This is a genomic window from Pseudidiomarina salinarum, from assembly GCF_000753715.1.
Taxonomy (GTDB): Bacteria; Pseudomonadota; Gammaproteobacteria; order Enterobacterales; family Alteromonadaceae; genus Pseudidiomarina; species Pseudidiomarina salinarum.
On sequence record NZ_JPER01000001.1, the window covers coordinates 679,539 to 703,324 of the forward strand.

Annotated in this window: 26 protein-coding genes; 25 read left to right on the forward strand and 1 reads right to left on the reverse strand. The window is 53.1% G+C overall.

What is annotated here, in order from left to right:
• Positions 1-19: 19 nt before the first annotated feature.
• The 16 genes from rpoE (at position 20) to IDSA_RS03345 (ending at position 16,669) form a co-directional block, all read left to right on the forward strand.
• Positions 20-598: an RNA polymerase sigma factor RpoE gene (rpoE, locus tag IDSA_RS03270; protein ID WP_034774143.1), complete on the forward strand. Its 579-nt coding sequence runs from the start codon at positions 20-22 to the stop codon at positions 596-598.
• A 19-nt stretch (positions 599-617) separates the two neighbouring features.
• Positions 618-1,280 carry a sigma-E factor negative regulatory protein gene (locus IDSA_RS03275; RefSeq protein WP_051986031.1) on the forward strand — a complete coding sequence of 221 codons (663 nt, stop codon included), beginning with the start codon at positions 618-620 and terminating at the stop codon, positions 1,278-1,280.
• Entirely contained in the window at positions 1,267-2,277 is a 1,011-nt protein-coding gene (locus tag IDSA_RS03280) for a MucB/RseB C-terminal domain-containing protein (protein WP_051986032.1), read from the forward strand. Before IDSA_RS03275 ends, IDSA_RS03280 begins: the two co-directional genes overlap by 14 nt.
• Before the next feature lie 2 nt (positions 2,278-2,279).
• The gene (locus tag IDSA_RS03285) at positions 2,280-2,714 is read left to right on the forward strand and encodes a SoxR reducing system RseC family protein (protein ID WP_051986033.1); all 435 of its coding nucleotides are present in this window, start codon (positions 2,280-2,282) and stop codon (positions 2,712-2,714) included.
• Positions 2,715-2,802: 88 nt separating this feature from the next.
• A complete protein-coding gene (gene lepA, locus IDSA_RS03290) occupies positions 2,803-4,614 on the forward strand; it encodes a translation elongation factor 4 (RefSeq protein ID WP_034774144.1) in 1,812 nt (603 codons plus the stop codon).
• A 15-nt stretch (positions 4,615-4,629) separates the two neighbouring features.
• Positions 4,630-5,553, forward strand: a complete 924-nt coding sequence (gene lepB, locus IDSA_RS03295; RefSeq protein ID WP_034774145.1) for a signal peptidase I — start codon at positions 4,630-4,632, stop codon at positions 5,551-5,553.
• Positions 5,554-6,252: a ribonuclease III gene (gene rnc, locus IDSA_RS03300; RefSeq protein WP_034774147.1), complete on the forward strand. Its 699-nt coding sequence runs from the start codon at positions 5,554-5,556 to the stop codon at positions 6,250-6,252. It abuts the gene before it with no gap.
• Positions 6,249-7,157 (forward strand): GTPase Era, encoded by a 909-nt coding sequence (gene era, locus IDSA_RS03305; protein WP_034774148.1) that lies wholly within the window; start codon positions 6,249-6,251, stop codon positions 7,155-7,157. Before rnc ends, era begins: the two co-directional genes overlap by 4 nt.
• A gap of 5 nt (positions 7,158-7,162) precedes the next feature.
• The gene (gene recO, locus IDSA_RS03310) at positions 7,163-7,852 is read left to right on the forward strand and encodes a DNA repair protein RecO (protein WP_034774151.1); all 690 of its coding nucleotides are present in this window, start codon (positions 7,163-7,165) and stop codon (positions 7,850-7,852) included.
• A 1-nt stretch (position 7,853) separates the two neighbouring features.
• On the forward strand, positions 7,854-8,615 hold the full coding sequence (pdxJ, locus tag IDSA_RS03315; RefSeq protein ID WP_034774152.1) for a pyridoxine 5'-phosphate synthase: 762 nt from the start codon (positions 7,854-7,856) through the stop codon (positions 8,613-8,615).
• Between the two features lie 7 nt (positions 8,616-8,622).
• Entirely contained in the window at positions 8,623-9,951 is a 1,329-nt protein-coding gene (gene rlmD / locus IDSA_RS03320; RefSeq protein WP_034774154.1) for a 23S rRNA (uracil(1939)-C(5))-methyltransferase RlmD, read from the forward strand.
• Between the two features lie 6 nt (positions 9,952-9,957).
• Positions 9,958-12,141, forward strand: a complete 2,184-nt coding sequence (gene relA / locus IDSA_RS03325; protein WP_034774157.1) for a GTP diphosphokinase — start codon at positions 9,958-9,960, stop codon at positions 12,139-12,141.
• Positions 12,138-12,950 carry a nucleoside triphosphate pyrophosphohydrolase gene (gene mazG / locus IDSA_RS03330; protein ID WP_034774158.1) on the forward strand — a complete coding sequence of 271 codons (813 nt, stop codon included), beginning with the start codon at positions 12,138-12,140 and terminating at the stop codon, positions 12,948-12,950. The genes relA and mazG overlap by 4 nt, the downstream gene beginning before the upstream one ends.
• 93 nt (positions 12,951-13,043) lie before the next feature.
• Positions 13,044-14,681 (forward strand): CTP synthase, encoded by a 1,638-nt coding sequence (locus IDSA_RS03335; protein WP_034774159.1) that lies wholly within the window; start codon positions 13,044-13,046, stop codon positions 14,679-14,681.
• 41 nt (positions 14,682-14,722) lie between these two features.
• A complete protein-coding gene (gene eno, locus IDSA_RS03340; RefSeq protein ID WP_034774162.1) occupies positions 14,723-16,018 on the forward strand; it encodes a phosphopyruvate hydratase in 1,296 nt (431 codons plus the stop codon).
• Between the two features lie 27 nt (positions 16,019-16,045).
• Positions 16,046-16,669 (forward strand): hypothetical protein, encoded by a 624-nt coding sequence (locus tag IDSA_RS03345; protein ID WP_051986034.1) that lies wholly within the window; start codon positions 16,046-16,048, stop codon positions 16,667-16,669.
• Positions 16,670-16,700: 31 nt separating this feature from the next.
• Here IDSA_RS03345 and IDSA_RS03350 read toward each other — a convergent pair whose 3' ends face one another.
• Positions 16,701-17,417: a sulfite exporter TauE/SafE family protein gene (locus tag IDSA_RS03350; protein ID WP_034774164.1), complete on the reverse strand. Its 717-nt coding sequence runs from the start codon at positions 17,415-17,417 to the stop codon at positions 16,701-16,703.
• A gap of 100 nt (positions 17,418-17,517) precedes the next feature.
• On the opposite strand from IDSA_RS03350, the gene ftsB reads away from it, so the two are divergent.
• The 9 genes from ftsB to rpoS are packed head-to-tail and all read left to right on the forward strand — an operon-like array spanning position 17,518 to position 23,782.
• Entirely contained in the window at positions 17,518-17,799 is a 282-nt protein-coding gene (ftsB, locus tag IDSA_RS03355; RefSeq protein WP_034774166.1) for a cell division protein FtsB, read from the forward strand.
• 1 nt (position 17,800) lies between these two features.
• Positions 17,801-18,514, forward strand: a complete 714-nt coding sequence (ispD, locus tag IDSA_RS03360; protein ID WP_034774168.1) for a 2-C-methyl-D-erythritol 4-phosphate cytidylyltransferase — start codon at positions 17,801-17,803, stop codon at positions 18,512-18,514.
• Complete coding sequence (gene ispF / locus IDSA_RS03365; protein ID WP_034774171.1) at positions 18,505-18,987, forward strand: 2-C-methyl-D-erythritol 2,4-cyclodiphosphate synthase; 483 nt, start codon at positions 18,505-18,507, stop codon at positions 18,985-18,987. The genes ispD and ispF overlap by 10 nt, the downstream gene beginning before the upstream one ends.
• On the forward strand, positions 18,980-20,041 hold the full coding sequence (gene truD, locus IDSA_RS03370) for a tRNA pseudouridine(13) synthase TruD (RefSeq protein ID WP_051986035.1): 1,062 nt from the start codon (positions 18,980-18,982) through the stop codon (positions 20,039-20,041). The genes ispF and truD overlap by 8 nt, the downstream gene beginning before the upstream one ends.
• A gap of 8 nt (positions 20,042-20,049) precedes the next feature.
• Entirely contained in the window at positions 20,050-20,805 is a 756-nt protein-coding gene (gene surE, locus IDSA_RS03375) for a 5'/3'-nucleotidase SurE (protein ID WP_034774173.1), read from the forward strand.
• Positions 20,802-21,437, forward strand: coding sequence for a protein-L-isoaspartate(D-aspartate) O-methyltransferase (locus IDSA_RS03380; protein ID WP_034774175.1), 636 nt, complete (start codon positions 20,802-20,804; stop codon positions 21,435-21,437). Before surE ends, IDSA_RS03380 begins: the two co-directional genes overlap by 4 nt.
• The gene (locus IDSA_RS03385; protein ID WP_034774178.1) at positions 21,434-22,012 is read left to right on the forward strand and encodes a YqaA family protein; all 579 of its coding nucleotides are present in this window, start codon (positions 21,434-21,436) and stop codon (positions 22,010-22,012) included. The genes IDSA_RS03380 and IDSA_RS03385 overlap by 4 nt, the downstream gene beginning before the upstream one ends.
• Positions 22,013-22,022: 10 nt before the next feature.
• Positions 22,023-22,814 carry a peptidoglycan DD-metalloendopeptidase family protein gene (locus IDSA_RS03390; RefSeq protein ID WP_232221254.1) on the forward strand — a complete coding sequence of 264 codons (792 nt, stop codon included), beginning with the start codon at positions 22,023-22,025 and terminating at the stop codon, positions 22,812-22,814.
• Positions 22,811-23,782, forward strand: coding sequence for an RNA polymerase sigma factor RpoS (gene rpoS / locus IDSA_RS03395; RefSeq protein WP_034774183.1), 972 nt, complete (start codon positions 22,811-22,813; stop codon positions 23,780-23,782). The genes IDSA_RS03390 and rpoS overlap by 4 nt, the downstream gene beginning before the upstream one ends.
• The last annotated feature ends 4 nt before the right edge of the window (positions 23,783-23,786 follow it).

A 23,786-nucleotide genomic window follows, 5' to 3' on the forward strand; every position in this document is an offset into this window, starting at 1 on the left:
TTGAGGAGTACAGGCTCGAATGAGTGAACCAGAAACTGATAACGCCTTAGTGCAGCGAGTGCAGCAGGGTGATCAACGAGCCTTTGATTTGCTCGTTAAAAAATATCAGCACAAAGTCATGAGCCTTATCGCCCGCTATGTTAAGCAGCAGGCAGACGTTCCGGATGTCGCGCAGGAAGCCTTTATAAAAGCGTACCGGGCTTTGGATAATTTTCGCGGTGACAGTGCTTTTTATACCTGGCTGTACCGGATTGCCGTTAATACGGCGAAGAACTATCTGGTATCGCAGGGGCGCAAACCGCCGGCTAGTGATGTCGATGCCAGCGATGCTGAGTATTTTGAAGGTGCCGGCGCGTTAAAAGACAGCGCCACGCCAGAAAACTTATTATTAACCGATGAAATTCGTGATGTCGTTATGCGAACCATCGATGAATTACCCGAAGATTTGCGCCGTGCTATCACGTTACGGGAAATCGAAGGGTTGGGTTATGAAGAGATAGCAATAGAAATGGATTGCCCCATAGGCACCGTCCGTTCCCGTATATTTCGGGCTCGTGAGGCAATAGACCAACAGTTACGTCCGTTATTGGAACGCTAACTTGATTCGAGGAAATGATATGTCAGATCGCCGCTTAGAAAAGACTTCCGCTTTGCTGGATAACCAGATTGCTGATCAGCAGCAGTTGGCCAGTGAGCTGGAGGCATTGCTGGCTGATGAAGAGGCGTGCCAGAGCTGGCAACGCTATGCATTGATTGGACAAGTGATGCGCGGTGAAGCGGAACTGAATCAACCGTTGGATATCAGCGCCCAAATCCGCAATCGTCTGGCCGCAGAGCCGGCGACTACCGGTAATGTCGTTAAACCCAAATTTGGCCAACGCAGCGCCAGACCGGCGGCAAATGCTGGTGGTACGCTGGTTAACGCGGCCAGCCGCTGGCTGAAACCAGCCGGTAGTATCGCCATTGCAGCAAGCGTGGCGGTGGTGGCGGTACTGTCAGTGCAACAACCATTTGTTGATCAGGGTAATGAAGCTGTTGAACCGGCACTGGTAACCACACCTTTCGGAGGCCGTAATCCGGTCAGTTACAATACGGTAATTGAAGACAACAATCCGTCGCAGGCAGAGCTGGCGCAGCAACGTAAACTGTTGCAAGCCTATATGCGTGACCACCAGCAACAATTACAACTGTCACTACAGGAACGTCAATCTGAGGCCCGGGTGGAATCATCTCCGACTGCGCCGGTAGAACAGCAAGCCGACAGCAATGACAACAATTAAATGGTTTATTCTTACCTTGGTATGGTTGTTCGCTGGTAGTAATGTCCTTGCGCAAGAGCCGGCGGAGCAAGCAACCAGTGACAGTGTAGAACGTGCGGAAAACGCCGGCATGATTTGGTTTGACCGCATGTCGGAAGCACTTCGCAGCCTTAATTTTGAAGCCACTTTAGTCCAGACTCAGGGTGACCGCATTCAGCCAATGTTATGGATGCATGGTCGCCATACAGATGATCTGGAAGTTGAACTTTTGATTCATTTAAACGGGGCGGATATACGTATTCTCCGGCTCGGTGATCATACTTCTTACTATTTTCAGCCCACCGACAACTCCTATTCACTGCAAAGCGATGTGACTTATGGCCTGTTGCCCGTGGCCTTTTACGAAAAATTCGAGCAGTTGCAGCCTTATTACCAGGTGCTGGCCGGTCGTGGCATGCGCGTTACCGGCCGGGACACCCAATACCTGCGCCTGGTTAGCCGTGACAACAGCCGTTACCATTACAGTCTCTGGGTCGACCGCGAGAGTGGCATGCTGATGAAAATGCAGATGATGACGCCGCAGGGCGATGTCCTTGAACAGATTCAGCTGACCTCCTTCCAGCAGCGCGCCGACTTGCCGGTGTCATTAAGTGACTTGCGGGGCGTGCAGCGGCCGCCTCGTTTGCATGATAGTCGCCAGGTTTCGTCGGCGCAGATGGGGTTAATTCCCGGCTGGATGCCAGACGGATTTGAATTGCAGCGAAGTAACCACAGGTATCTGTATGAGACGCAGGTTGCCGCCGACTACTTTCTTTATAGCGACGGTTTAACGGATGTATCCGTGTATTTATCAGAGCAGAGTGAACAAGGGTTACCGCCGCTGGCGTTCGAAGGACCTGAATCCTTTATTAATACGGTAGTTAATGGCCATTCTGTTACTGTAGTTGGCAAGTTACCGCTCGAGACCTTACGGCGCATTGCCGAAAATATCAGTACCCGAACCACCCCGGTAAATTAATTATGATTCGAGAAGTTGCGGAGATCACAGCAATTCACCCTGACTCGCTACAGGTGAGTACGCAGTTGAAAACAGGCTGCTCTGGTTGCGAGCAGCAATCTACCTGTGGCGCGGGTATTATCTCCAAAGCTTTTTCTGATCGTCGCGCTGAGTTTCTGGTACAACGTCCGGCCGGTTCCTTTGCGGTGGGGCAGCAGGTCGAGTTGCTGCTGCCAGAAGCGGTATTGACACGATTTTCGTTACTTATTTACATCCTGCCGATTCTGATCCTGTTGCTTAGTGCGATACTGCTTACGCAGGGGCTGGGTTGGCCGGAAGGGCAAGCAATTATTGGCTCACTGATGGCTTTTGCGGCAAGCTTCTGGTTGCTGCGTCGGTGGCTGCATTTACGTGATGTGCAGGTCACTCAGTTACTCAGTGTGCAGCAAATCACCTGAAATCCCCGAAATTCCTTTGTTCCGTGCCGCATAATCAGTATGATCTCCGGTTATTGTCGTATTCTTATAGCTTTCTGCGGGGGCGTTGATGCCAGAACGGGCGTTTAATCAAGCAAATATTCGTAATTTCTCAATTATTGCGCATATTGATCATGGAAAATCTACCTTGTCCGATCGTTTAATCCAGCATTGTGGTGGCTTGGCCGATCGTGAAATGGCAGCACAGGTATTAGATTCCATGGACCTTGAACGGGAACGTGGCATTACCATTAAGGCGCAGAGCGTAACCTTACATTACACCGCTAAAAATGGCGAAACCTACCAGCTTAACTTCATTGATACCCCCGGCCATGTCGACTTTTCCTATGAAGTGTCGCGCAGCCTGGCCGGTTGTGAAGGGGCGTTACTGGTAGTCGATGCGGCTCAGGGTGTAGAAGCCCAGACGCTGGCGAACTGCTACACGGCGTTAGAGATGGATCTGGAAGTGGTGCCCGTTCTCAATAAGATCGATCTGCCCCAGGCTGATCCCATGCGGGTAGCGGAAGAAATTGAAGATATCGTAGGAATTGAAGCCATTGATGCAGTGCAATGCTCGGCCAAAACCGGCATAGGTATTGATGACGTACTGGAACGTATTGTCACGCAAATACCGCCGCCTCAGGGCGATGCCGAAAAACCGCTGCAGGCACTGATTATCGATTCATGGTTCGATAATTATCAGGGCGTTGTGTCGTTGGTACGGGTGAAAAACGGTGTACTGCGCGCCGGCGATAAAATGAAAGTCATGTCGACCGGACAGTCCCATCAGATCGACAAAGTTGGTTTTTTCTCACCGAAACCAACCGAAACCGGCATCCTGCGCTGCGGCGAAGTAGGCTTTATCATCGCCGGTATCAAGGATATTCTTGGCGCGCCGGTGGGTGATACCCTCACGCTTGCAAAAAATCCTGCCAGCGCACCCTTACCGGGTTTTAAGAAAGTAAAACCGCAGGTCTACGCCGGCATGTTCCCTATATCCTCGGATGACTATGAGAGCTTCCGGGATGCGCTGGGTAAACTGTCACTTAATGACGCCTCACTGTTTTATGAGCCGGAAAACTCCAGCGCGCTGGGCTTTGGTTTCCGCTGTGGCTTTCTTGGTATGCTGCACATGGAGATTATTCAGGAGCGGCTTGAGCGTGAATACGATATTGATCTTATCACCACCGCCCCGACTGTAGTTTATAAGGTCGTGCGTAAAGACGGTGTGGAAGTTAAAGTGGACAACCCCACGAAGCTGCCACCGGTTAACGACATTGAAACCATTTACGAGCCTGTCGTTGAAGCAAACATTCTGGTGCCGCAGGAGTACCTGGGTAACGTTATTACCCTGTGCGTGGATAAACGCGGTATGCAAACGAAAATGACCTATCACGGTAAACAGGTTGCGGTGACTTATGAGTTGCCCATGGCTGAAGTGGTCATGGACTTCTTCGACCGTCTGAAATCAACCAGCCGAGGCTACGCGTCACTGGATTACCAGTTTATACGCTTCCAGGAAGCCGACATGGTGCGCGTCGACGTACTTATTAATGGTGAACGGGTTGATGCTCTGGCGATGATCACGCACCGTGACCACTCGCAGGGGCGGGGTCGTCAGTTGGTTGAAAAAATGCAGGAGTTAATTCCCCGGCAAATGTTCGATATCGCCATTCAGGCGACTATCGGTAACCACGTTATTGCCCGTGCGACAGTGAAACAGCTTCGTAAAAACGTCATTGCCAAGTGTTACGGTGGCGATGTGAGCCGGAAGAAGAAACTGCTGCAGAAGCAAAAAGAGGGTAAGAAGCGGATGAAGCAGCTGGGTAACGTAGAAGTACCGCAAGAAGCCTTCTTAGCCGTACTGAAAGTTGGGAAATAATAACAGGAACAACCAATGGCAAATTTTTACTCAGTTCTGCTGACAGTGATTACACTGGCGGCCGGTATTATCTGGTGGTATGACGCCCGCTATAAAAAGCCTGCCCGTAAACAACGGGTGGCTGATGAAGAGCAACGGCTGCAGCAAGAGCTGGACGCACAGGCCCGTGAGCGGATTGCCCCGCAGGGCAAAATTGCTGAGTTTGCGCAGTCGGTATTTCCGATTCTGCTGATTATTCTGTTGGTGCGTACTTTTTTATACGAGCCATTCAGAATTCCTTCAGCCTCGATGATGCCAACCATGCTGGCCGGTGATTTTATTCTGGTTGAAAAATTTAGCTATAGTTTGCGCGATCCGGTATGGCGTACCGAGTTGCTGGAGATGAACAAACCCGAACGTGGTGATATTGCGGTGTTCAAATACCCACTGGCACCTGAAGTTGACTATATTAAACGAATTATCGGCCTGCCGGGCGACCGGATTATTTATCGGAACAAGACGCTTTATCTGGAGCCGCCCTGTGTGAATGAGAGCACAACCTGTCCGCAGGCCAGGGTGATACGGGAGAACGTCAAAGAACAGGACATCGTATACTTTAGCGGGTCTCAGCCGCTAGAGCGGTATCGTGAGCAAATCGGCGATATTCATCATGAGATTCTGGTTGACCCGAGTGTTGCGCCGCGTACGCGGTTTTACTTCCAGCAGGATGGCACCGCTATTGATGAATGGATTGTGCCGCAAGGCGAGTACTTTTTCATGGGCGACAATCGTGATAACTCAGAAGACAGCCGCTATTGGGGCTTTGTTCCGGAAGATAACCTAGTTGGCCGGGCTGTCTTTATCTGGATGAGCTTTGAAATGGATCGTGATCGCGACAGCTTGCTGCCTGACTGGATTCCGACAGGGGTTCGCTGGGCTCGTTTGGGGCAGGTACAATAAGTGAGTTTACCTAAACCGCCAATCGCTGAATTAGAACAGGCGATTGGTTACCAATTTTCTGACCCAGCGCTGCTGCAGCAGGCGCTGACCCATCGTAGTGCCGCCGCTCAGCACAATGAGCGGCTGGAGTTTCTGGGCGATTCCGTACTCGGTATCATTATCAGTGAAGCGCTGTATGAGCGCTTTCCGAACATTGACGAAGGCGATCTCAGCCGGATGCGGGCTACTTTAGTCTGCGGTCGCTCGCTGGCCAAACTGGCGCAGCGCTTTAAGCTGGGGGCCCACCTGGTCCTTGGGCCGGGCGAACTGAAAAGCGGTGGTTTCCGGCGCGAATCGATTCTGGCCGACGGGGTAGAGGCTATACTTGGAGCTATGTACCTGGAAAGCGATCTGGCGACCTGCCGGCAGGTGGTGTTGCAGTGGTTCGAGAAGGATTTAGCGACAATTAAGCCCGGAGCCGGACATAAAGACCCGAAAACGCGGTTACAAGAGTATCTGCAAGGCCGGCAGGAGCCATTACCTGATTACGAGGTCGTGGCCACCCAGGGACAAGCGCATAACCAGCAATTCACCGTAAGCTGCAAAGTGACCGGCTTGCCGAAGCCCGTTACCGGTACCGGCACCAGCCGCCGCAAAGCAGAACAACATGCAGCAACACAGGCCTTAAGCCAGTTGCAGCAACAGGATATCCAACAATGAATGAAACCGAATTTCAGTCTGAATCTGCATTTGTAGCCATCGTGGGCCGCCCGAACGTGGGTAAGTCAACGCTGCTTAACCGTATTCTCGGACAGAAAATCAGTATTACTTCCAGCAAACCGCAGACCACCCGCCACCGAATCCTGGGTATCGAAACCGAAGGGGATCGGCAGATTGTCTATGTTGATACCCCCGGCTTGCACCAGGATGAGAAAAAGGCAATTAACCGCTTAATGAATCGCACCGCGGCCAGCTCAATGAGCGGCGTCGAAGTGGTGTTATTTGTGGTGGAGGTCAATCGCTGGAGCAGCGATGATGAAATGGTGCTCAATAAGCTGAAGAAGATTCAGCGCCCGGTGATCCTGGTCGTGAATAAGATTGATCAGGTGAAAGATAAAGCCAGCCTGCTGCCGCAGTTACAGCAACTGGCCCAGCGTCATGACTTTGTCGAAATTGTGCCCTTGTCAGCTGAAACCGGCGATCAGGTCGAGGCCTTGCGCAAGCTGGTACACAATTACGCTAAGCCTGGCGCGCATCACTATCCGGACGATTATGTAACCGATCGTTCGGTACGCTTTATGACCGCTGAGATTATTCGCGAGAAGCTGATGCGCTTTACCGGCGAAGAAGTGCCGTACAGCACCACAGTTGAAATTGAGCAATTTAAAACCGCACCAAACGGTACCACCCATATTCATGCCCTTATTCTGGTTGAGCGGGAAGGGCAAAAACGCATGATTATCGGCGCTGGTGGGGCGAAGTTAAAGACTATAGGCACTGAAGCACGGCGTGATGTTGAAGCCCTGATTGACGGTAAAGTGTTGCTGAAACTTTGGGTGAAAGTGAAGTCAGGCTGGGCAGACGATGAGCGGGCCCTGCGCAGTTTAGGCTACCAGGAGGACTAACTGCGATGGAACCGGCGTTTGTACTGCATCGCTGGCCCTATCAGGATACCGGACTCTTGTGTGAGTTTTACAGTGCAGAACAAGGCAAATTCCGGGCTGTAGCAAAAGGCGCGCGACGACCGAAAAGCCGTTGGCGGAGCATTCTGCAGCCGTTCACCCCATTGCTGATTGAAAGCCGGGGCCGCCATGAACTGCAAACCTTAACGCAGGCCGAACTCGCTGGCTCCCATATTCCCTTAGCCGGCGAACGGGTGTATTCGGGCTTTTACCTGAATGAACTCATCCAGCGGCTGACATCGCCTTATCAGTCGGTAGACGGGTTGTTTAATGACTACCAGCAAAGCCTGGCGCTGCTGGCGGTGACGGATCAGGTCGAGCCGCTATTACGACGCTTCGAATGGCAGTTACTTTGTCATCTGGGCCATGGTTTTGACTGGCATCAGGATACCCAGTCTGACCCGATTCGCGCTGATGGCAGCTATCAGTTTCTGCCCGAAGCCGGATTTATGCCGCTACCGGCACCGACAACGACCAGTTACCGTGGCGCGGATATTATCCGCATGGCGGCGTTTGAGTTACAGGATCAACAGCTGCTAAACTCGTTTAAGCGGTTGATGCGACAAGCGTTGCATCCCTTTCTTGGCGACAAGCCGTTGCGCAGTCGCCAGTTATTCGCTCAGTTTAAGGATTATTGATATGGATTACGCACCTTCCAGCGAGCCGATTCTGCTTGGCGTGAACATCGACCATATTGCTACCCTGCGTAATGCACGTGGCGGTACTTACCCTGATCCGGTCAGCGCGGCTACGATCGCAGAGCAGGCGGGTGCCGACAGTATTACCATTCATTTGCGTGAAGACCGCCGGCATATCAGTGATCGCGATGTAGAAATTCTTTCAAAAACGCTGCAAACCTGCATGAATCTGGAAATGGCGGTGACCGATGAAATGCTGACGATCGCCAGCCGGATCCGGCCAAGTTACTGCTGCCTGGTGCCTGAGCGGCGTGAAGAGCTGACCACCGAAGGCGGGCTGGACGTTATTGGTCAGAAAGAAAAAATCAAAGATGCGATAGCCCGTCTCAGAGATGACGGCATTATCCCCTCGTTGTTTATTGATCCCGATAAAGCGCAGATTGATGCGGCCTTTGAAGTGGGCGCCCCTATTATTGAGCTGCATACCGGTGCCTATGCGCAGCAACCAACCCGGGCGACCACCAAACACTCTTTAATGCTGCTGCACGATGCAGCGAAGTACGCTCAGGCCGAGGGGTTGCAGGTTAACGCCGGGCACGGGTTACATTACACCAACACGGCCGCGGTTGCCGCGTTACCACAGATTACTGAACTCAATATCGGCCATGCCATTATCTCCCGTGCGGTATTGGTGGGCCTGGATCGGGCGGTACGTGATATGAAGCAGCTGATGGTTCAGGCGCGCGTGCAAGCGCAGCTGTAATCATCCTATGGCGCGTATCTACCGACCTCCGCAACGCACTAAAGCGCCGCAGCCACTCAGCCGTAATCAGCCGGTAACCGGCCTTGATCATCAGGGCCGGGGCGTTGTGCGTACGGACCAAGGCGCGCGTTTTATCGCTGGCGCCTTACCTGATGAGATAATCAGTTTTCAGCCACTCGGCAAATATGAAGGCACGCTCACAGCCATCCACCAGCACAGTCCGCTGCGGGTTAATCCGCCATGCCGCTTTTACGCCTCATGCGGCGGCTGCGATTTGCAGCATCTGCAATTAGCAGCGCAACGCGACCATAAACAACAAGTGGTTAGCGAGTTGCTGCAGAAATTTGCCGGCATCACGGCAGTGAACTGGCTGGAGCCTCTGCAGGCAGCAGCCTGGAATTACCGGCAGCGGACACGACTGGCAGTGCACTGGGATCCGAAACGCCAGTCGCTGCGACTGGGCTTTCGCGCCAGGGGCAGTAAAAGCATTGTTGAAATCGACCATTGTCTGGTGCTGTCCGATCAATTAAACCCGCTATTAGCGCCGTTAAAGCAGCTGTTGCCAGGATTAAAATCAGTGCGTGAGTTGGGGCATGTCGAACTTATTGCCGGGGTCAGCGAACGACTGGTGCTATTGCGTTTGCAGCAACCGCCGGAATCAGCGGATCAGGCCTTGCTGCAGAACTTTGCTGAGCAACAGCAGGTGCAGGTATGGCTGCAGGTTGGTGCTGATGCGGCGGTACGACTGGCGCGCCAGGATGCCAGTGAACCAGCGGCACCCCAATATATGAGTTCAGGTGTCCGTTTGAATTTTACCCCCGGCAATTTCCTGCAGGCCCATGCTGAATTAAATCAGCAACTGGTGGCCCAGGCTATTGCGTGGCTGGATCCGCAGCCGGGTGAGCAGGTGCTCGACCTTTTTGCCGGGAGCGGCAATTTCAGCATTCCGTTGGCCCGCAAAGGGGCACAGGTTACGGCAGTTGAAGGTATCGCCTCGATGGTTTCACAGCTATCGGAGAATGCCAGCCGTGCCGGGGTGCAGCTGGAGGCGGTCTGCGCTGATCTGGAGCAGCCGTGGAAGCATCCGGTGCTGGCCAGTCAGACCGTCGATAAGGTCTTGCTGGATCCGGCCCGACAGGGCGCTGCGAATGCAATTGCCGAGATCACGGCGCGGGCACCGCAGCGAATTATTTATGTTTCCTGTGCGCCGGATACCCTGGCGCGTGACGCGGCATTACTTATAACAAAAGGTTATGAATTGAGGCAGGCGCAGATAGTTGACATGTTTCCCCAGACCCATCACATTGAAACCTTAAGCTGGTTTGAGAGGAGGTAACTGGGAGTGGTCTTTGTCCGCGCTACCCACGTCGATAAGCCCGGTCAGAATACTGGTGACTGGCTGGCGCAGTTGCACCCGCAAGAACGTCGGCAGGAGCTTGAACAGCATGCCAGTAAACTACAAAGCTATTGTCATAAACAAGCCCAGCACTACGTAAAAGGCCAGGAAATGGCCGAAATCCTGATCGGCCTGAACCTGGATCAGGAATCCTTGCTGGCCGCCTTGTACAGTCCCGCCTATGAAGCCGGCTTAATTTCCGACGACCAGATTATCGCCGCCAGCGGCACCAACCTGCTTAAAGTGCTGCAGGCGGTACGACAGATGCAAACAATCAGCGATTTACAGCATTTTCAGCATGGTAAGCCTGATGTGGTGCAGATCGACAATGTCCGACGCATGCTGCTGGCTATGGTTGCTGATGTGCGGGCGGTACTGATCAAACTTGCTGAACGTATCTGTTATTTACGTCAGGTGAAAGATCTGGACGAGGAAGTGCGGGTACTGGCAGCCAAAGAATGCCAGGAAATTTACGCGCCGCTGGCCAACCGGCTGGGAATCGGACAAATGAAATGGGAGCTTGAAGATCTCTCCTTCCGCTACCTGCATCCGCAGACCTATAAGAGCATTGCCAGCCAGCTGCATGAACGGCGCGTTGATCGGCAACATTACATTGAGGACTTCGTCGCCGCCGTCGAGCGCGATCTGAGCGCGCAAGGCGTTCAGGCGAATGTCTATGGCCGGCCCAAACATATCTATTCAATCTGGCGCAAGATGCAAAAAAAGCATCTGAATTTTACCCAGCTTTATGACTTACGGGCGGTGCGGATTGTAACTGACTCACTAAAAGACTGTTATGCCGCATTGGGCGTGGTCCATAGCCGCTACCGCCATATCCGTTCGGAGTTTGATGACTATATAGCTACCCCAAAAGCGAACGGCTATCAGTCGATTCATACGGTGGTTATTGGCCCGGAAGGCAAACATATTGAGATTCAGATCCGCACCGCTGATATGCACGACGATGCGGAATTAGGGGTAGCGGCACACTGGCTTTATAAAGAAGGTACTGGCGTGAGTCGCCGCCATGGGTTTGAGGAAAAAATTGCCTGGCTGCGTAAGCTGCTGGCCTGGCATGAGGATATGGCCGAAAACGATGAACTGGTGGCAGAAATACGCTCCCAGGTATTCGAGGACCGGGTCTATGTATTTACTCCGAAAGGTGAGGTCATTGATCTGCCCAGCGGTGCGACGCCGCTGGATTTTGCCTATTACATTCATTCCGGCGTCGGGCATCGCTGTGTCGGCGCCAAGGTTGATGGGCATATCGTACCTTTTACCTACCAGCTGAAAAATGGTGAGCGGGTCGAAATTCTTACGCAAAAAGAAGAGAAACCGCGCCGTGACTGGCTTAACCCCGGCCTGGGTTACCTCAATACCGCCCGGGCGCGTAGTAAAGTACAGACTTATTTTAAAAAGCTGGACCGCGATAAGAATATAAAGCTCGGTAAAGAGCTGCTGGAGACCGAATTACATAAGTTATCGCTGCCGCTGACGCAGGCGTCGCAGGTATTGGAACGTTTTAATCTGCAGCATATTGATGATCTTTGTGCGGCGGTTGGTGCCGGGGATGTGCGTCTGCATCAGGTTATCAACCAGTTGCGGCCGGCGGCCGACGCCACCAGTGAGCGGCTGGAACGGCTGACCGCCCGCAAACCCAAGCGCAGTGCCGGCAAACAAAGCGATGTCCGGGTACAGGGTATTGGTAATTTGCTGGTGCAATTTGCCGGTTGCTGCCAGCCGCTGCCGGGTGAGAAAATTTTGGGTTTTGTTACTCAGGGGCGCGGGGTGTCGGTGCACCGGCAAGACTGCGAACAGTTGCAGCATTTGCTGCAGCTGCACCCTGAGCGCGGGCTGGCCGTCAGCTGGAGCCAGCAGGAGCAGACCAGTTACCGGGCTGATCTGCTGATTGAGGCGGATGACCGCAACGGCCTGCTGCACGATATAACCAGTATTCTGGCGAATGAAAAAGCCAGCGTCACACAACTTGAAACCACCACCGACAGTTCTGCCCAGCAGGCACGGATCATGCTGGGAGTGTTGATCGACAGTAACCAGGGCTTGCAGCGTATCATCAGCCGGCTGCAACAGTTAAAAAGCATTCACCAGGTTAGCAGGATGACTAAATGAGCAAACCGACAACGCAGTATCCAGGGGTAGACGAATTATTACAGGTGATGCGGCGGTTACGGGATCCGGCCGGTGGGTGTCCGTGGGATCTGCAGCAAACCCTGACCAGCCTTATTCCTTATACCATTGAGGAAGCCTATGAAGTGGCGGCGGCGATTACTGAGGGCGATCTGGGCGAGATTAAAGATGAACTCGGTGATTTATTATTCCAGGTGGTGTTTTACACCCAGCTGACCGCCGAACAGGGTGATTTTACTTTTGATGAGGTCGCGGCGCAGACGGCGGAGAAACTGATACGCCGGCATCCCCACGTATTTGGTGACAGTACTACCCAGAGCGACGCGGAAATTAAAGCGCAGTGGGAACGCATCAAGCAGCAGGAACGCAGCGAAAAAGGCCAGGCCGCGACTGTGTTTGCGGGGATCCCCGCTAATTTGCCCGCCATTCTGACGGCACAGAAGCTGCAGAAGCGCGCCGCCACCGTCGGTTTTGACTGGCCACAAGTTGCGCCGGTAGCAGATAAAGTTCGTGAAGAGCTTGCTGAGGTGATGGCTGAACTGGAACGGGATGTAACCGATCATGATGCGGTTGAAGCCGAAATAGGCGATTTACTCTTCGCGGTGGTTAACCTGGCGCGCCATGTACAGGTGAACCCGGAACAAGCTCTGCGGCGTACTAATACAAAATTTAAGCGCCGTTTTCAGCATATTGAAGCGCGTTTGCGCGAGCAGGGGCTGCAGCCGGATGAACTAACCCTGGCCGAACTCGAAGCTTATTGGCAGGCAGCGAAAGTTCTCACCGACAGTTAATGGTTTTTTAAATTGTCGGAGCACCGCGGCTCGGGTATACTATTTTCCCGTCTTGAAGCAATTCTCTAATTAACCTGACGATTTAGGTCTCGCATGACAACTAATTACATTTTCGTCACCGGCGGTGTTGTATCTTCGCTGGGCAAAGGCATTGCTGCAGCGTCATTAGCGGCAATACTTGAAGCCCGTGGCCTTAAGGTCACGATCCTTAAACTTGATCCATACATTAATGTCGATCCGGGCACCATGAGCCCGATTCAGCACGGCGAGGTGTTTGTCACCGAAGACGGCGCCGAAACCGATCTCGATCTTGGGCATTATGAGCGTTTTATCCGCACGCGGATGTCGAAGAAGAATAACTTTACCGCTGGCCGCGTTTACGAAGATATTATCCGCCGTGAGCGCAAGGGTGAATTCCTGGGTGCGACCATCCAGGTTATTCCGCATATCACGAACGAAATAAAACGTCGTATCGTTGATGGTGCTGAAGGCTACGATGTAGCGATGATTGAAATTGGCGGTACTGTAGGTGACATCGAGTCACAACCGTTTCTTGAGGCCATCCGCCAGCTTGGTACTGAAGTAGGGCGTGATCGCACCTTGTTCATGCACCTGACCCTGGTTCCTTTTCTGGGCGCTGCCGGCGAGGTTAAAACCAAGCCAACCCAGCACTCAGTTAAAGAGCTGCGGTCCATTGGTATTCAGCCGGACATCCTTATCTGTCGCTCGGATCGCGCATTACCTGCAAACGAGCGGGCGAAAATCGCATTGTTTACCAATGTTGAAGAACGCGCGGTTATCGGTCTGAAAGATGTCGACAGCATTTATAAAATTCCCGCGATACTGAAATCCCAGGGGCTGGATGAAATCATCGTCAGCCGCTTCCGGCTGGATCGGCCAGAAGCTGACTTGTCAGAGTGGGAACAGGTTCTGTATCAGGAATCCAACCCGAGCGGTGAAATTACCGTTGGTTTTGTAGGTAAGTATATCGAGCTACCTGACGCTTATAAGTCGGTAAACGAAGCACTGGCGCATGCTGGTCTGAAGAACCGACTGACGGTAAATATCCGTTATATTGACGCTCAGGATGTCGAAAGCAAAGGCGTTGCCAAGCTGGCTGACGTCGACGCTATTATCGTGCCTGGTGGCTTTGGTGAGCGCGGAATCAAAGGCAAGATCATGGCGGCTCAGTACGCCCGCGAGCAAAAAATCCCTTATTTTGGTATTTGCCTGGGGATGCAGATTGCGCTTATTGAATATGCCCGTAATGTACTTGGGCTGGCTGACGCTGACAGTACCGAATTCAATCTGAAGACGAAGCATCCGGTGGTTGGCTTGATTACCGAATGGATGGATGAAAAAGGGCAAAAGGAACTGCGCGATCAGAGTTCTGATTTGGGCGGCACGATGCGCTTAGGCGCGCAGGCCTGTAATCTGGTTGCCGGCACCACGGCACATAAGTTATACGGGCAGGATACTATCCGTGAGCGGCATCGTCATCGTTATGAAGTCAACGGTCATTATGTGGAGCAGTTGGAAGCCGCCGGCCTGAAAGTTTCGGGTTGGTCGCATGATAACCGGCTGGTTGAGATTATCGAACTACCGGATCATCCGTGGTTTTTGGCCGCTCAGTTTCACCCGGAGTTCACTTCGACGCCACGCGACGGACATCCGTTGTTCCGCGGCTTTATTGAAGCGGCCGGTATCTATCAGAAAAAACGGCGTAGTTAACAGCTTAGTTAATTGATAAAAGACAGGAGTAATAGCATCGCATGGCAACAATCAGTCACATTGTAGCTCGTGAAATTATGGACTCACGGGGTAACCCGACCGTTGAAGCAGACGTGCATCTGCAGGACGGCAGTTGGGGCCGGGCGGCGGCGCCCAGCGGTGCCTCTACCGGCTCGCGCGAAGCACTGGAACTGCGTGATGGCGATAAAAAGCGCTACCTCGGCAAAGGTGTGCAACAGGCGGTCGCCAATATCAATGATTTGATTGGGCCGGCGTTGCTTGGCGTTGAAGCCAGCGATCAACAGCGCGTAGACGACATTATGATTGCCCTTGATGGCACCGAGAATAAAGAGCAGCTTGGCGCTAATGCGATTCTGGCAGTATCTCTGGCGACCGCAAAAGCGGCTGCGCAGAGTACCGGAATTCCGCTTTATGAACATATTGCGGCACTGAATGGTACCGCCGGTCAGTTCAGCATGCCATTGCCGATGATGAACATTCTTAACGGTGGCGAGCACGCTGATAATAACGTCGACATTCAGGAATTCATGATCCAGCCGGTCGGTGCGAAAAACTTTCGCGAAGGCCTGCGAATGGGCGCTGAAGTGTTTCACGCACTCAAAGCCGTGCTGCAGGACCGTGGTCTGAGCACAGCGGTCGGTGATGAAGGTGGTTTTGCGCCGAACCTGGCCTCGAACGAAGAAGCGTTAGAGGTGATTGTCGAAGCGGTTGAGAAGGCCGGCTACCGCATGGGAACCGATATTACTTTAGCGCTGGACTGCGCGGCGTCTGAGTTTTATCGCGACGGCAAGTATGATTTAAGCGGCGAAGGCAAACAGTTCGATGCCGCCGGTTTTGCCGATTACCTTGACGGGCTTTGTCAGCGTTACCCTATCATCTCGATTGAAGATGGCCTTGATGAAAGTGACTGGGACGGCTGGAAAGTTCTTACCGAACGCCTGGGGAATAAAGTACAACTGGTCGGTGATGACTTGTTTGTGACCAATACCAAAATCCTTAAGCGCGGCATTGATGAGGGTATAGGTAATTCGATTCTGATTAAGTTTAATCAGATCGGTAGTCTGAGCGAAACCCTGGCGGCAATCCGCATGGCTCGCGAAGCTGGCTTTACCGCAGTGATTTCACACCGTTCCGGTGAAACCGAAGATGCGACTATTGCCGACCTGGCAGTAGGTACTGCTGCCGGCCAGATTAAAACCGGCTCATTATGCCGTTCTGATCGGGTTGCTAAATACAATCAGCTGTTACGCATTGAAGAACAGCTTAAAGACGCCGCCCCTTACCGGGGACGTGCGGAAGTTCGCGCAGCTGATTAAGCCTGGCCAGCGGCAAGCGGGGTGAGTATGCAAGGCGATATTTTTCAGTCCTGGACCCGGCAGGATTTACCTGCCGGTGCTTGCCCTGATTATTTTCCCGAATTATGCACCGCGTTGTATGAACGGGAGCTGACCTATCTGGCGCAGTTACCCGCCGTCAGCCTGTCGGGTTTGCAGCGCCGGTTGCGCAGTGTTCCCTATTATGTCCAGCGTGCCGCCCGCGGTATGCTCGGTTGCAATGCGCCTTATACCCTCGACCACCAGAATGCCAGCTGGCAGGCCTCGCAGCAGAGTCGTCTTAACCGAACCCAAAGCCAGCCCAAGCGTATCTATAGCTGGCTGACCGGCGGCGCCCGGCTGGGGCATGTGGTTCCGGTGCTTGATTTTGATCCGCGCCTGCAGCGGGTCGTGCTCGATTCGATTGACCGTATTGATATTCCCGGCGAGCGAGTGCACCTGAACCAGTATGGCTGGTTTAGCCTGCAGGGCGAGTGTCTGGAGCCGGAAGGCGCGCATCTGGTTATTGTGAAGCCAGACAGCAGTTCACTGAAAGCGGCTTTCTGTGGTCATCAGTGGAACCATAAAGGCCGTATTGATCCGCGGACCCTGACGTTACGCGAAGTACTGCTGGCAACCACAGTCAGCTGGTAATTGTCAGCTAATAACTGTCAACTAATAACTGTCAACTAATAAACAAGGCAACGAGTCCCGCCACCATCACCAGGCTTAATGTCAGCCTTCTGAATAATTGCTCTGATAGTTTTGGACTGAGGTAATGGCCCAGCCAGGCTCCGCTGAGGGCGCCGCTAAGCAAAATGAGTAGTACCGGTAATAGGTCGACATGGTAAATACCCCGCACCGCGAAGGATGTGACGTTGGTCAGTGCCAGTACCAGAAAAAATAGTGCCAGGGTAGCGCGGAAAGCCAGTCGGTCAAGGCGGTGACTGGTAAGAAAGAGTACCACCGGCGGGCCGCCCAGTGTCAGGGCGCCGTTACCAAAGCCCGCCAGCCAGCCGGTAAAACGTTGCTGAAAAGGCGTTGCCCGGGTATGGAACTGCAAGCCCGACCAGAATATGACGGCAACCAGAATGACCGCTACCGCCATGGCTTTTTGCAGCAACTCAAGATCGTAGTACGCCAGCGCGTAATTCCCCAGCAGCGTACCCACCACCCCGGCTATCAGCAAGGGCTGCCATTTCTTGATGCTGATATATCGCCGCAGCACCCAACTCAGGTAAATTGCCAGCGTCAGGTTAATGACCGACAGCAAGGGCGTAATCATCGTCAGCGGCAGCAACAGACTCAGCAGGGGCACGGCAATCAGGCCTGAGCCAAAGCCGGTGATGCCCTGCAGGCAGGCGCCGCTGAAAATGATGAGAAAAATCCAGATGTAATCCATGGGTGGCTATACTATCAGAAAACAGACAAATCGCGGAAAGGCCTTTTCACTGGCGGGTTAAGGCTTCATAATGACTTTATTGGATCACGCGAGGATGCTCATGCGCCTGCTGAAACTCATACTTATTGTGTTGCTGATAGGGCTGCAATATCGCCTTTGGTTTGGCAAAAACAGTCTGCCTGATTACTGGCGGATGCAACAGGATGTTGCCCGGCAAAGCGAAACCAATATGCGGTTGCAGCAGCGTAACCAGGTACTGGCGGCTGATATCGCGGATCTGCGCGAAGGCGAAGTGGCGCTGGAAGAGCGCGCGCGCAATGAACTCGGGTTAATTAAGCGCCAGGAAACCTTTTTCCGGCTGGTACCAGTGAAGCCTCAATAGTATGCCTGCCAACTTCTCTGTCGCTGCGGTCATTCCCGCTGCCGGTATCGGTAGCCGGATGCGAACCTCAATGCCCAAGCAATACCTGCGAATTCTTGACCGCACCGTGCTTGAACATAGCTTGCGTGCAGTAGCGTCCGATCCCCGCGTACAGTGCATTTATGTCGCTGTAGCTGAGCACGATAAATGGTTTGAGCAACTACAGCCGGAGCTGGCGATTCCGCTAATCCGCGTTACCGGCGGAAACAGTCGTGCGGCATCGGTACTGGCGGGCGTTACAGCCGCTGTAGCTGACGGTTTTCAGCACGTGTTGGTACACGATGCCGCACGACCGTGTTTGTCCGCGGGTGAACTGGCTGCGGTGCTCGATGCCGGACTTACTGAGTCAGCGGGCGCCATTTTAGCTTTACCGGTTGCCGATACCATGAAACGCGGTGATGCCGCCCAGCGCATAAGCTGTTCGGTAGCGCGGGAATCGCTCTGGCACGCGCTGACTCCTCAGGTGTTTCCGGCCAGGGTGCTGGCTGACGGAATCCGGCAGCTTGGTACGGATAATCCGGCGCTGACTGATGAGGCGTCGGTGTTTGAGCTGCTCGGCAAGCAGCCCCTTCTGGTGGCGGGCAAACGCACAAATATCAAGATCACCCAACCGGGTGACGAACAGATCGCTGCGGCGTTTCTATCACTCATTCTGCAGGAGCAACAATGCGAATAGGTCACGGTTTTGATGTCCATAAATTCGGTGGCGAAGGGCCACTAACTTTAGGCGGCATTCAGGTTCCTTACAGCCAGGGCCTGATTGCCCATTCAGACGGCGACGTCATATTACATGCCGTGTCAGATGCGTTGTTAGGTGCTGCCGCACTGGGCGATATTGGTCAGCATTTTCCGGACACCGACGCGCAGTTTAAAAATGCCGACAGCGGCGAATTACTGCGCCATGTGGTTGATTTAGTCGCCCGCCGCGGCTGGCGGGTGAACAACCTTGATGTCACTGTGGTTGCCCAGGCGCCCAAACTAGCGCCTTTTATTCCGGATATGTGTCAGCGTATTGCGTCATTGACCGACCTCGATATTAACGCGGTGAATGTTAAAGCGACGACCACCGAGCAATTAGGTTACATCGGCCGTAAAGAAGGCATCGCCTGCCACGCCGTGGCACTGTTGCAGGAGTTGATCAGTGAGTGATGTTGCAACCGCAGATACGCTGAAGAGCCTGGCTTATTTACATGGTGTTTCACCAGTCAGCGCCACCTTTAAACAACAACCCGAACACTTTGAAGTGACTGAGTTGCTTGAGCCGCAGGCCGAGCAAGCCGGCGAACATCAGTGGTTATGGGTAGAAAAACGGGGCGCAAATACGCCTTATGTAGCAGGACAACTGGCAAAATTCGCCGGTGTCGGTGAGCGGCAGGTAAGCTATGCCGGGTTGAAAGATCGCCACGCCGTTACGCGGCAATGGTTTTCGGTGCAGTTGCCCGGTCAGCCACTGTTAGCCTGGCAGGATCTTGAACATGATGAGTTCAGTGTACAGCGGGCTTTGTTACAGCCCCGTAAGTTAAAGACCGGCGCCCACCAGGGTAATGGTTTCACCTTGCGACTGGAGGACGTTTCAGACCTTACCGCGCTGCGCGACAGATGGCAGCTGATTGCTGAAAAAGGCGTGCCGAACTATTTTGGTGCGCAGCGGTTTGGCCACAATGGACAAAATATCGCCAAAGCAAAGCTCTGGTTCGCTGGCCAGTTGCGGCAACGGTTAAGCCGCACGCAGCAAGGATTGCTGCTATCTGCTGCCAGGGCACTACTGTTTAACGAAGTGGTGTCGGCGCGTATCGCCGCCGGACGATTACTGCCGGAGCCAGGAGATGCGATGATATTGGCTGGCAGCCAGTCTTATTTTATCGCTGAGCCTGATGACCCGTCCTTACTGGCGCGTCATGCCGAAGGCGATGTGCTGCTGTCAGCGCCGCTTCCTGGCAGCGGCAGTGGCATTACCGGCCACGCGATTGCTGAGTTTGAGGCGGCAGTACTGGCCGACCACGTGGAACTGGTGACCGGCCTGCAGCAACATCGGGTTGATGCGGCTCGCCGGCCACTGCTATTGCGGCCAGAGCAGTCAGAATTTAAGGCGCTTGATGAAACTACCGCAGAGCTGCGATTTAATCTGCCAAAAGGTAGTTTCGCCACCAGCGTACTGCGCGAATTAATAACCACCCAATTTGAAAACCAGTTACTAAGGTAAGTTACCCCATGATGAAATTGTTAGTCAGTAATGATGATGGCGTTCATGCTCCCGGAATCGAGGCCCTTTACGATGCGCTCAAAGATATTGCTGAAGTACGCGTCATTGCTCCGGATCGCAATTGTAGCGGTGCCAGTAATTCGCTAACCCTGCATAACCCGTTGCGGGTTCACCGGTTGCCAAACGGCTTTTATTCACTGACCGGTACGCCAACTGATTGTGTGCATCTGGGCACCAACTCACCTATCGCGGATGACGTGGATCTGGTGGTTTCTGGGATTAATGATGGCCCTAATATGGGCGATGACGTGCTGTACTCGGGTACGGTCGCAGCGGCGATGGAAGGGCGCTATATGGGACTGCCGTCAATCGCGGTCTCAATGGGCTCGCGCGGCCACGACTATTATGAAACTGCCGCCCGCGTGGTTGCGGATATCGTCAATAAGATGGCTGATCAGCCGCTACGGATGGATACCATTTTAAATATTAACGTGCCATCGGTACCTTACGAAAAATTAAAGGGTATAAAAGTAACCCGTCTGGGTCGTCGTCACCGTGCCGAAACCATGGTGCAGGATAAAGACCCGTTCGGCCGCGATATCTATTGGTACGGCCCGATTGGTGCCCATCAGGATGATGCCGAGGGGACCGATTTTCATGCGATCAGTGAAGGCTATGTGTCAATTACGCCGCTGAGCCTCGACATGACAGCAAAAAGTCATCAAGATACGTTATCGAACTGGCTGACAACTGATAAATCATGATTCAGAACTTTCAGGGAATGGCTCGCCGTTTAACGGAACGGCTGCGGGCAGAAGGGATAACCGATGAACGCGTACTGCGGGTAATGGAGCAGACGCCACGGCATTTATTCATGCCCGAGTCGCTGGCGCATAAAGCCTACGAAAATACCGCCTTACCCATTGGTAAGGGGCAGACGATATCGCAGCCGCTGATGGTTGCTTCCATGACGCAGTTACTCATGCAGCATCACTGTCAGAAAGTGCTCGAAATAGGCACCGGTAGTGGTTATCAGACCGCGATTCTGGCGCAGCTGGTGGACCAGGTACATTCAGTAGAGCGAATCGCTGAACTGCAATACCAGGCGAAACGGCGGCTGAAAAAGCTGGACCTGCATAATATTGCCATGCGCCATGGTGACGGCTGGCAGGGATGGCGTAGCAAAGCCCCGTTTGACGGTATTGTGGTCACCGCAGCCGCCAGTGATGTGCCCAGTGATTTGATGGCGCAGCTTAACGATGGCGGGGTGATGATCATTCCGGTCGGCACTACTACCCAACGCCTTTACGTGATCCGTCGCTTTGGCGATGATTATGAGCAGAAACTGCTGGGTGCGGTCAAATTCGTGCCTTTAATTCCCGGAGCGCTGTCATGAAAGTGTTCAGCTGGTTGTATGACAGCGTTTTGCGCTGGTCTCAGCATCGCCGCGCCCCCCTTATTCTGGCGGGTATCAGCTTTACTGAGTCAGTGATATTTCCGATTCCGCCAGATGTGATGCTGGCGCCGATGTCCATGACGCAGCCGCAACGGGCCTGGTATTTTGCCTCTATTACTACTGTGGCCTCCGTATTGGGCGGAATCCTCGGATACTGGCTGGGCTACTGGGCTTTTGAGCCGTTGGTGCTGCCGTTAATTGAATGGGCAGGCTATGAAAGTAAGCTGGCAACAGTAACGGGCTGGTTTCAGCTCTATGGTTTCTGGATAATTTTTATTGCTGGCTTCTCGCCCTTACCCTATAAATTATTCACCGTAACCGGCGGCATGCTACAGGTACTCTTTATTCCGTTCGTACTGGGCTCGATACTCAGTCGGGGCCTGCGATTTTTTCTGGTTGCCTGGCTATTACGTACGGGCGGTCCGAAAATGGCAATTAAACTCCGTACCTATGTTGATCGAATTGGATGGGGAATGGTGCTTGTCGCCATAATAGCCTATGTCTGGACCCGTTAACTGGCTGATCGTGATTGTCGCTGCCGTAGTGGGGCTGAGTGCCTGCGCTCAGCGCGAAGAAGCAGCGCCGGTAAAAAAAGTCTACACGGGTAAGTCAATTCTCGATTATGAACGCGCCACTTTGTCATCAACCAGCTACCGGGTTGAACCGGGCGATACCTTGTACTCCATCGCTTTTCGTGCCGATCAGGATGTGCGAACCCTGGCAAATTATAACCAGCTGACAAAACCTTATACGATCTATCCCGGTCAGGTACTGGTTTTGCAACATTCTGTTACAAAACCAGCACAGCCTCTTGAACAAGATACAAATAAAAGGTACCTTAAAAAAGAACGTAACAAAAAAGTTGCGCAATCGGATGCGAAACAACCGTCGGTAACGCCGATGCCCCGCAGCCGAATTGAAACGTTTCCGGACAGCAATGCAATTCGCTGGCAATGGCCGGTCAGGAGCAAAGTGATTCGTGAATTTTCCACTGCTGAAGCAGGGAATAAAGGTCTTGATTTTGCCGGTCAGCGTAATGATCCCGTTTATGCTGCCGCAGCCGGAAAAGTTGTATATGCCGGTAATGCACTAAAAGGTTACGGTAATTTAATCATAATGAAACACAACGATGATTATATTACTGCGTACGCCCACAACCAGCAGTTGCTGGTTAAAGAACAACAGTGGGTGAATGCCGGAGATGAAATTGCACGTATGGGAGACACTGACGCGGAGCAGGTTAAGCTTCACTTTGAAGTACGGTTTCGCGGTAAGTCAGTAAACCCAAGACACTACCTACCCCGGGGGACACAATGAGTCGCAGTAAGAACGATACAGCAAGTATCGACGAACAACATGTGGTACCTAGAGCCGGTGATGGAGAAGATACTGCCACCGCTACAGCAGATTTTGACGATATTATCGCTAATGGCGCGAGCTATCAGCGTAAAATGGATGCTACGCAGCTCTATCTGAGCGAGATTGGCTATTCGCCGCTATTAACCGCAGAAGAAGAAGTGAAGTTTTCGCGTCTTGCTTTAAAAGGTGATGAGAAAGCGCGGGCGCGTATGATCGAAAGCAACCTGCGGCTGGTAGTAAAAATTGCCCGGCGTTATACCAATCGCGGGCTGGCTTTGCTGGACTTAGTCGAAGAGGGCAATCTTGGGCTGATCCGGGCCGTAGAGAAGTTTGATCCCGAGCGTGGATTTCGCTTTTCAACCTATGCCACCTGGTGGATCCGGCAAACCATTGAACGGGCCATCATGAATCAGACCCGTACCATTCGTTTACCCATCCATGTGGTGAAAGAACTCAATACCTACCTGCGCGCGTCGCGTGAGCTGGCACATAAACTCGATCACGAACCCACCGCCGAAGACATCGCGGAAAAAATGGACGTGCCGGTGGAAGATGTGACCAAGATGCTGCGGCTCAACGAGCGGGTTACCTCCGTTGATACCCCGTTAGGCGGTGACAACGACAAAGCGCTGGTTGATATCCTGTCTGATCACAATGACAGTGATCCGGAAGGCGTATTGCAGGATGACGATCTGCGGCAACATATTGTCGACTGGCTGAAAGGCCTGAATACCAAGCAACGGGAAGTTCTGGCCCGGCGTTTTGGTCTGATGGGCCATGAACCGGCGACGCTTGAAGATGTTGGCCGTGAAATTGGCCTCACCCGTGAGCGGGTCCGGCAAATTCAGGTCGAAGCGCTGAAACGCCTACGCGATATGCTGGGGCAGCAAGGGTTGAACCTGGATTCCCTGTTCCACAAAGATTAACCAG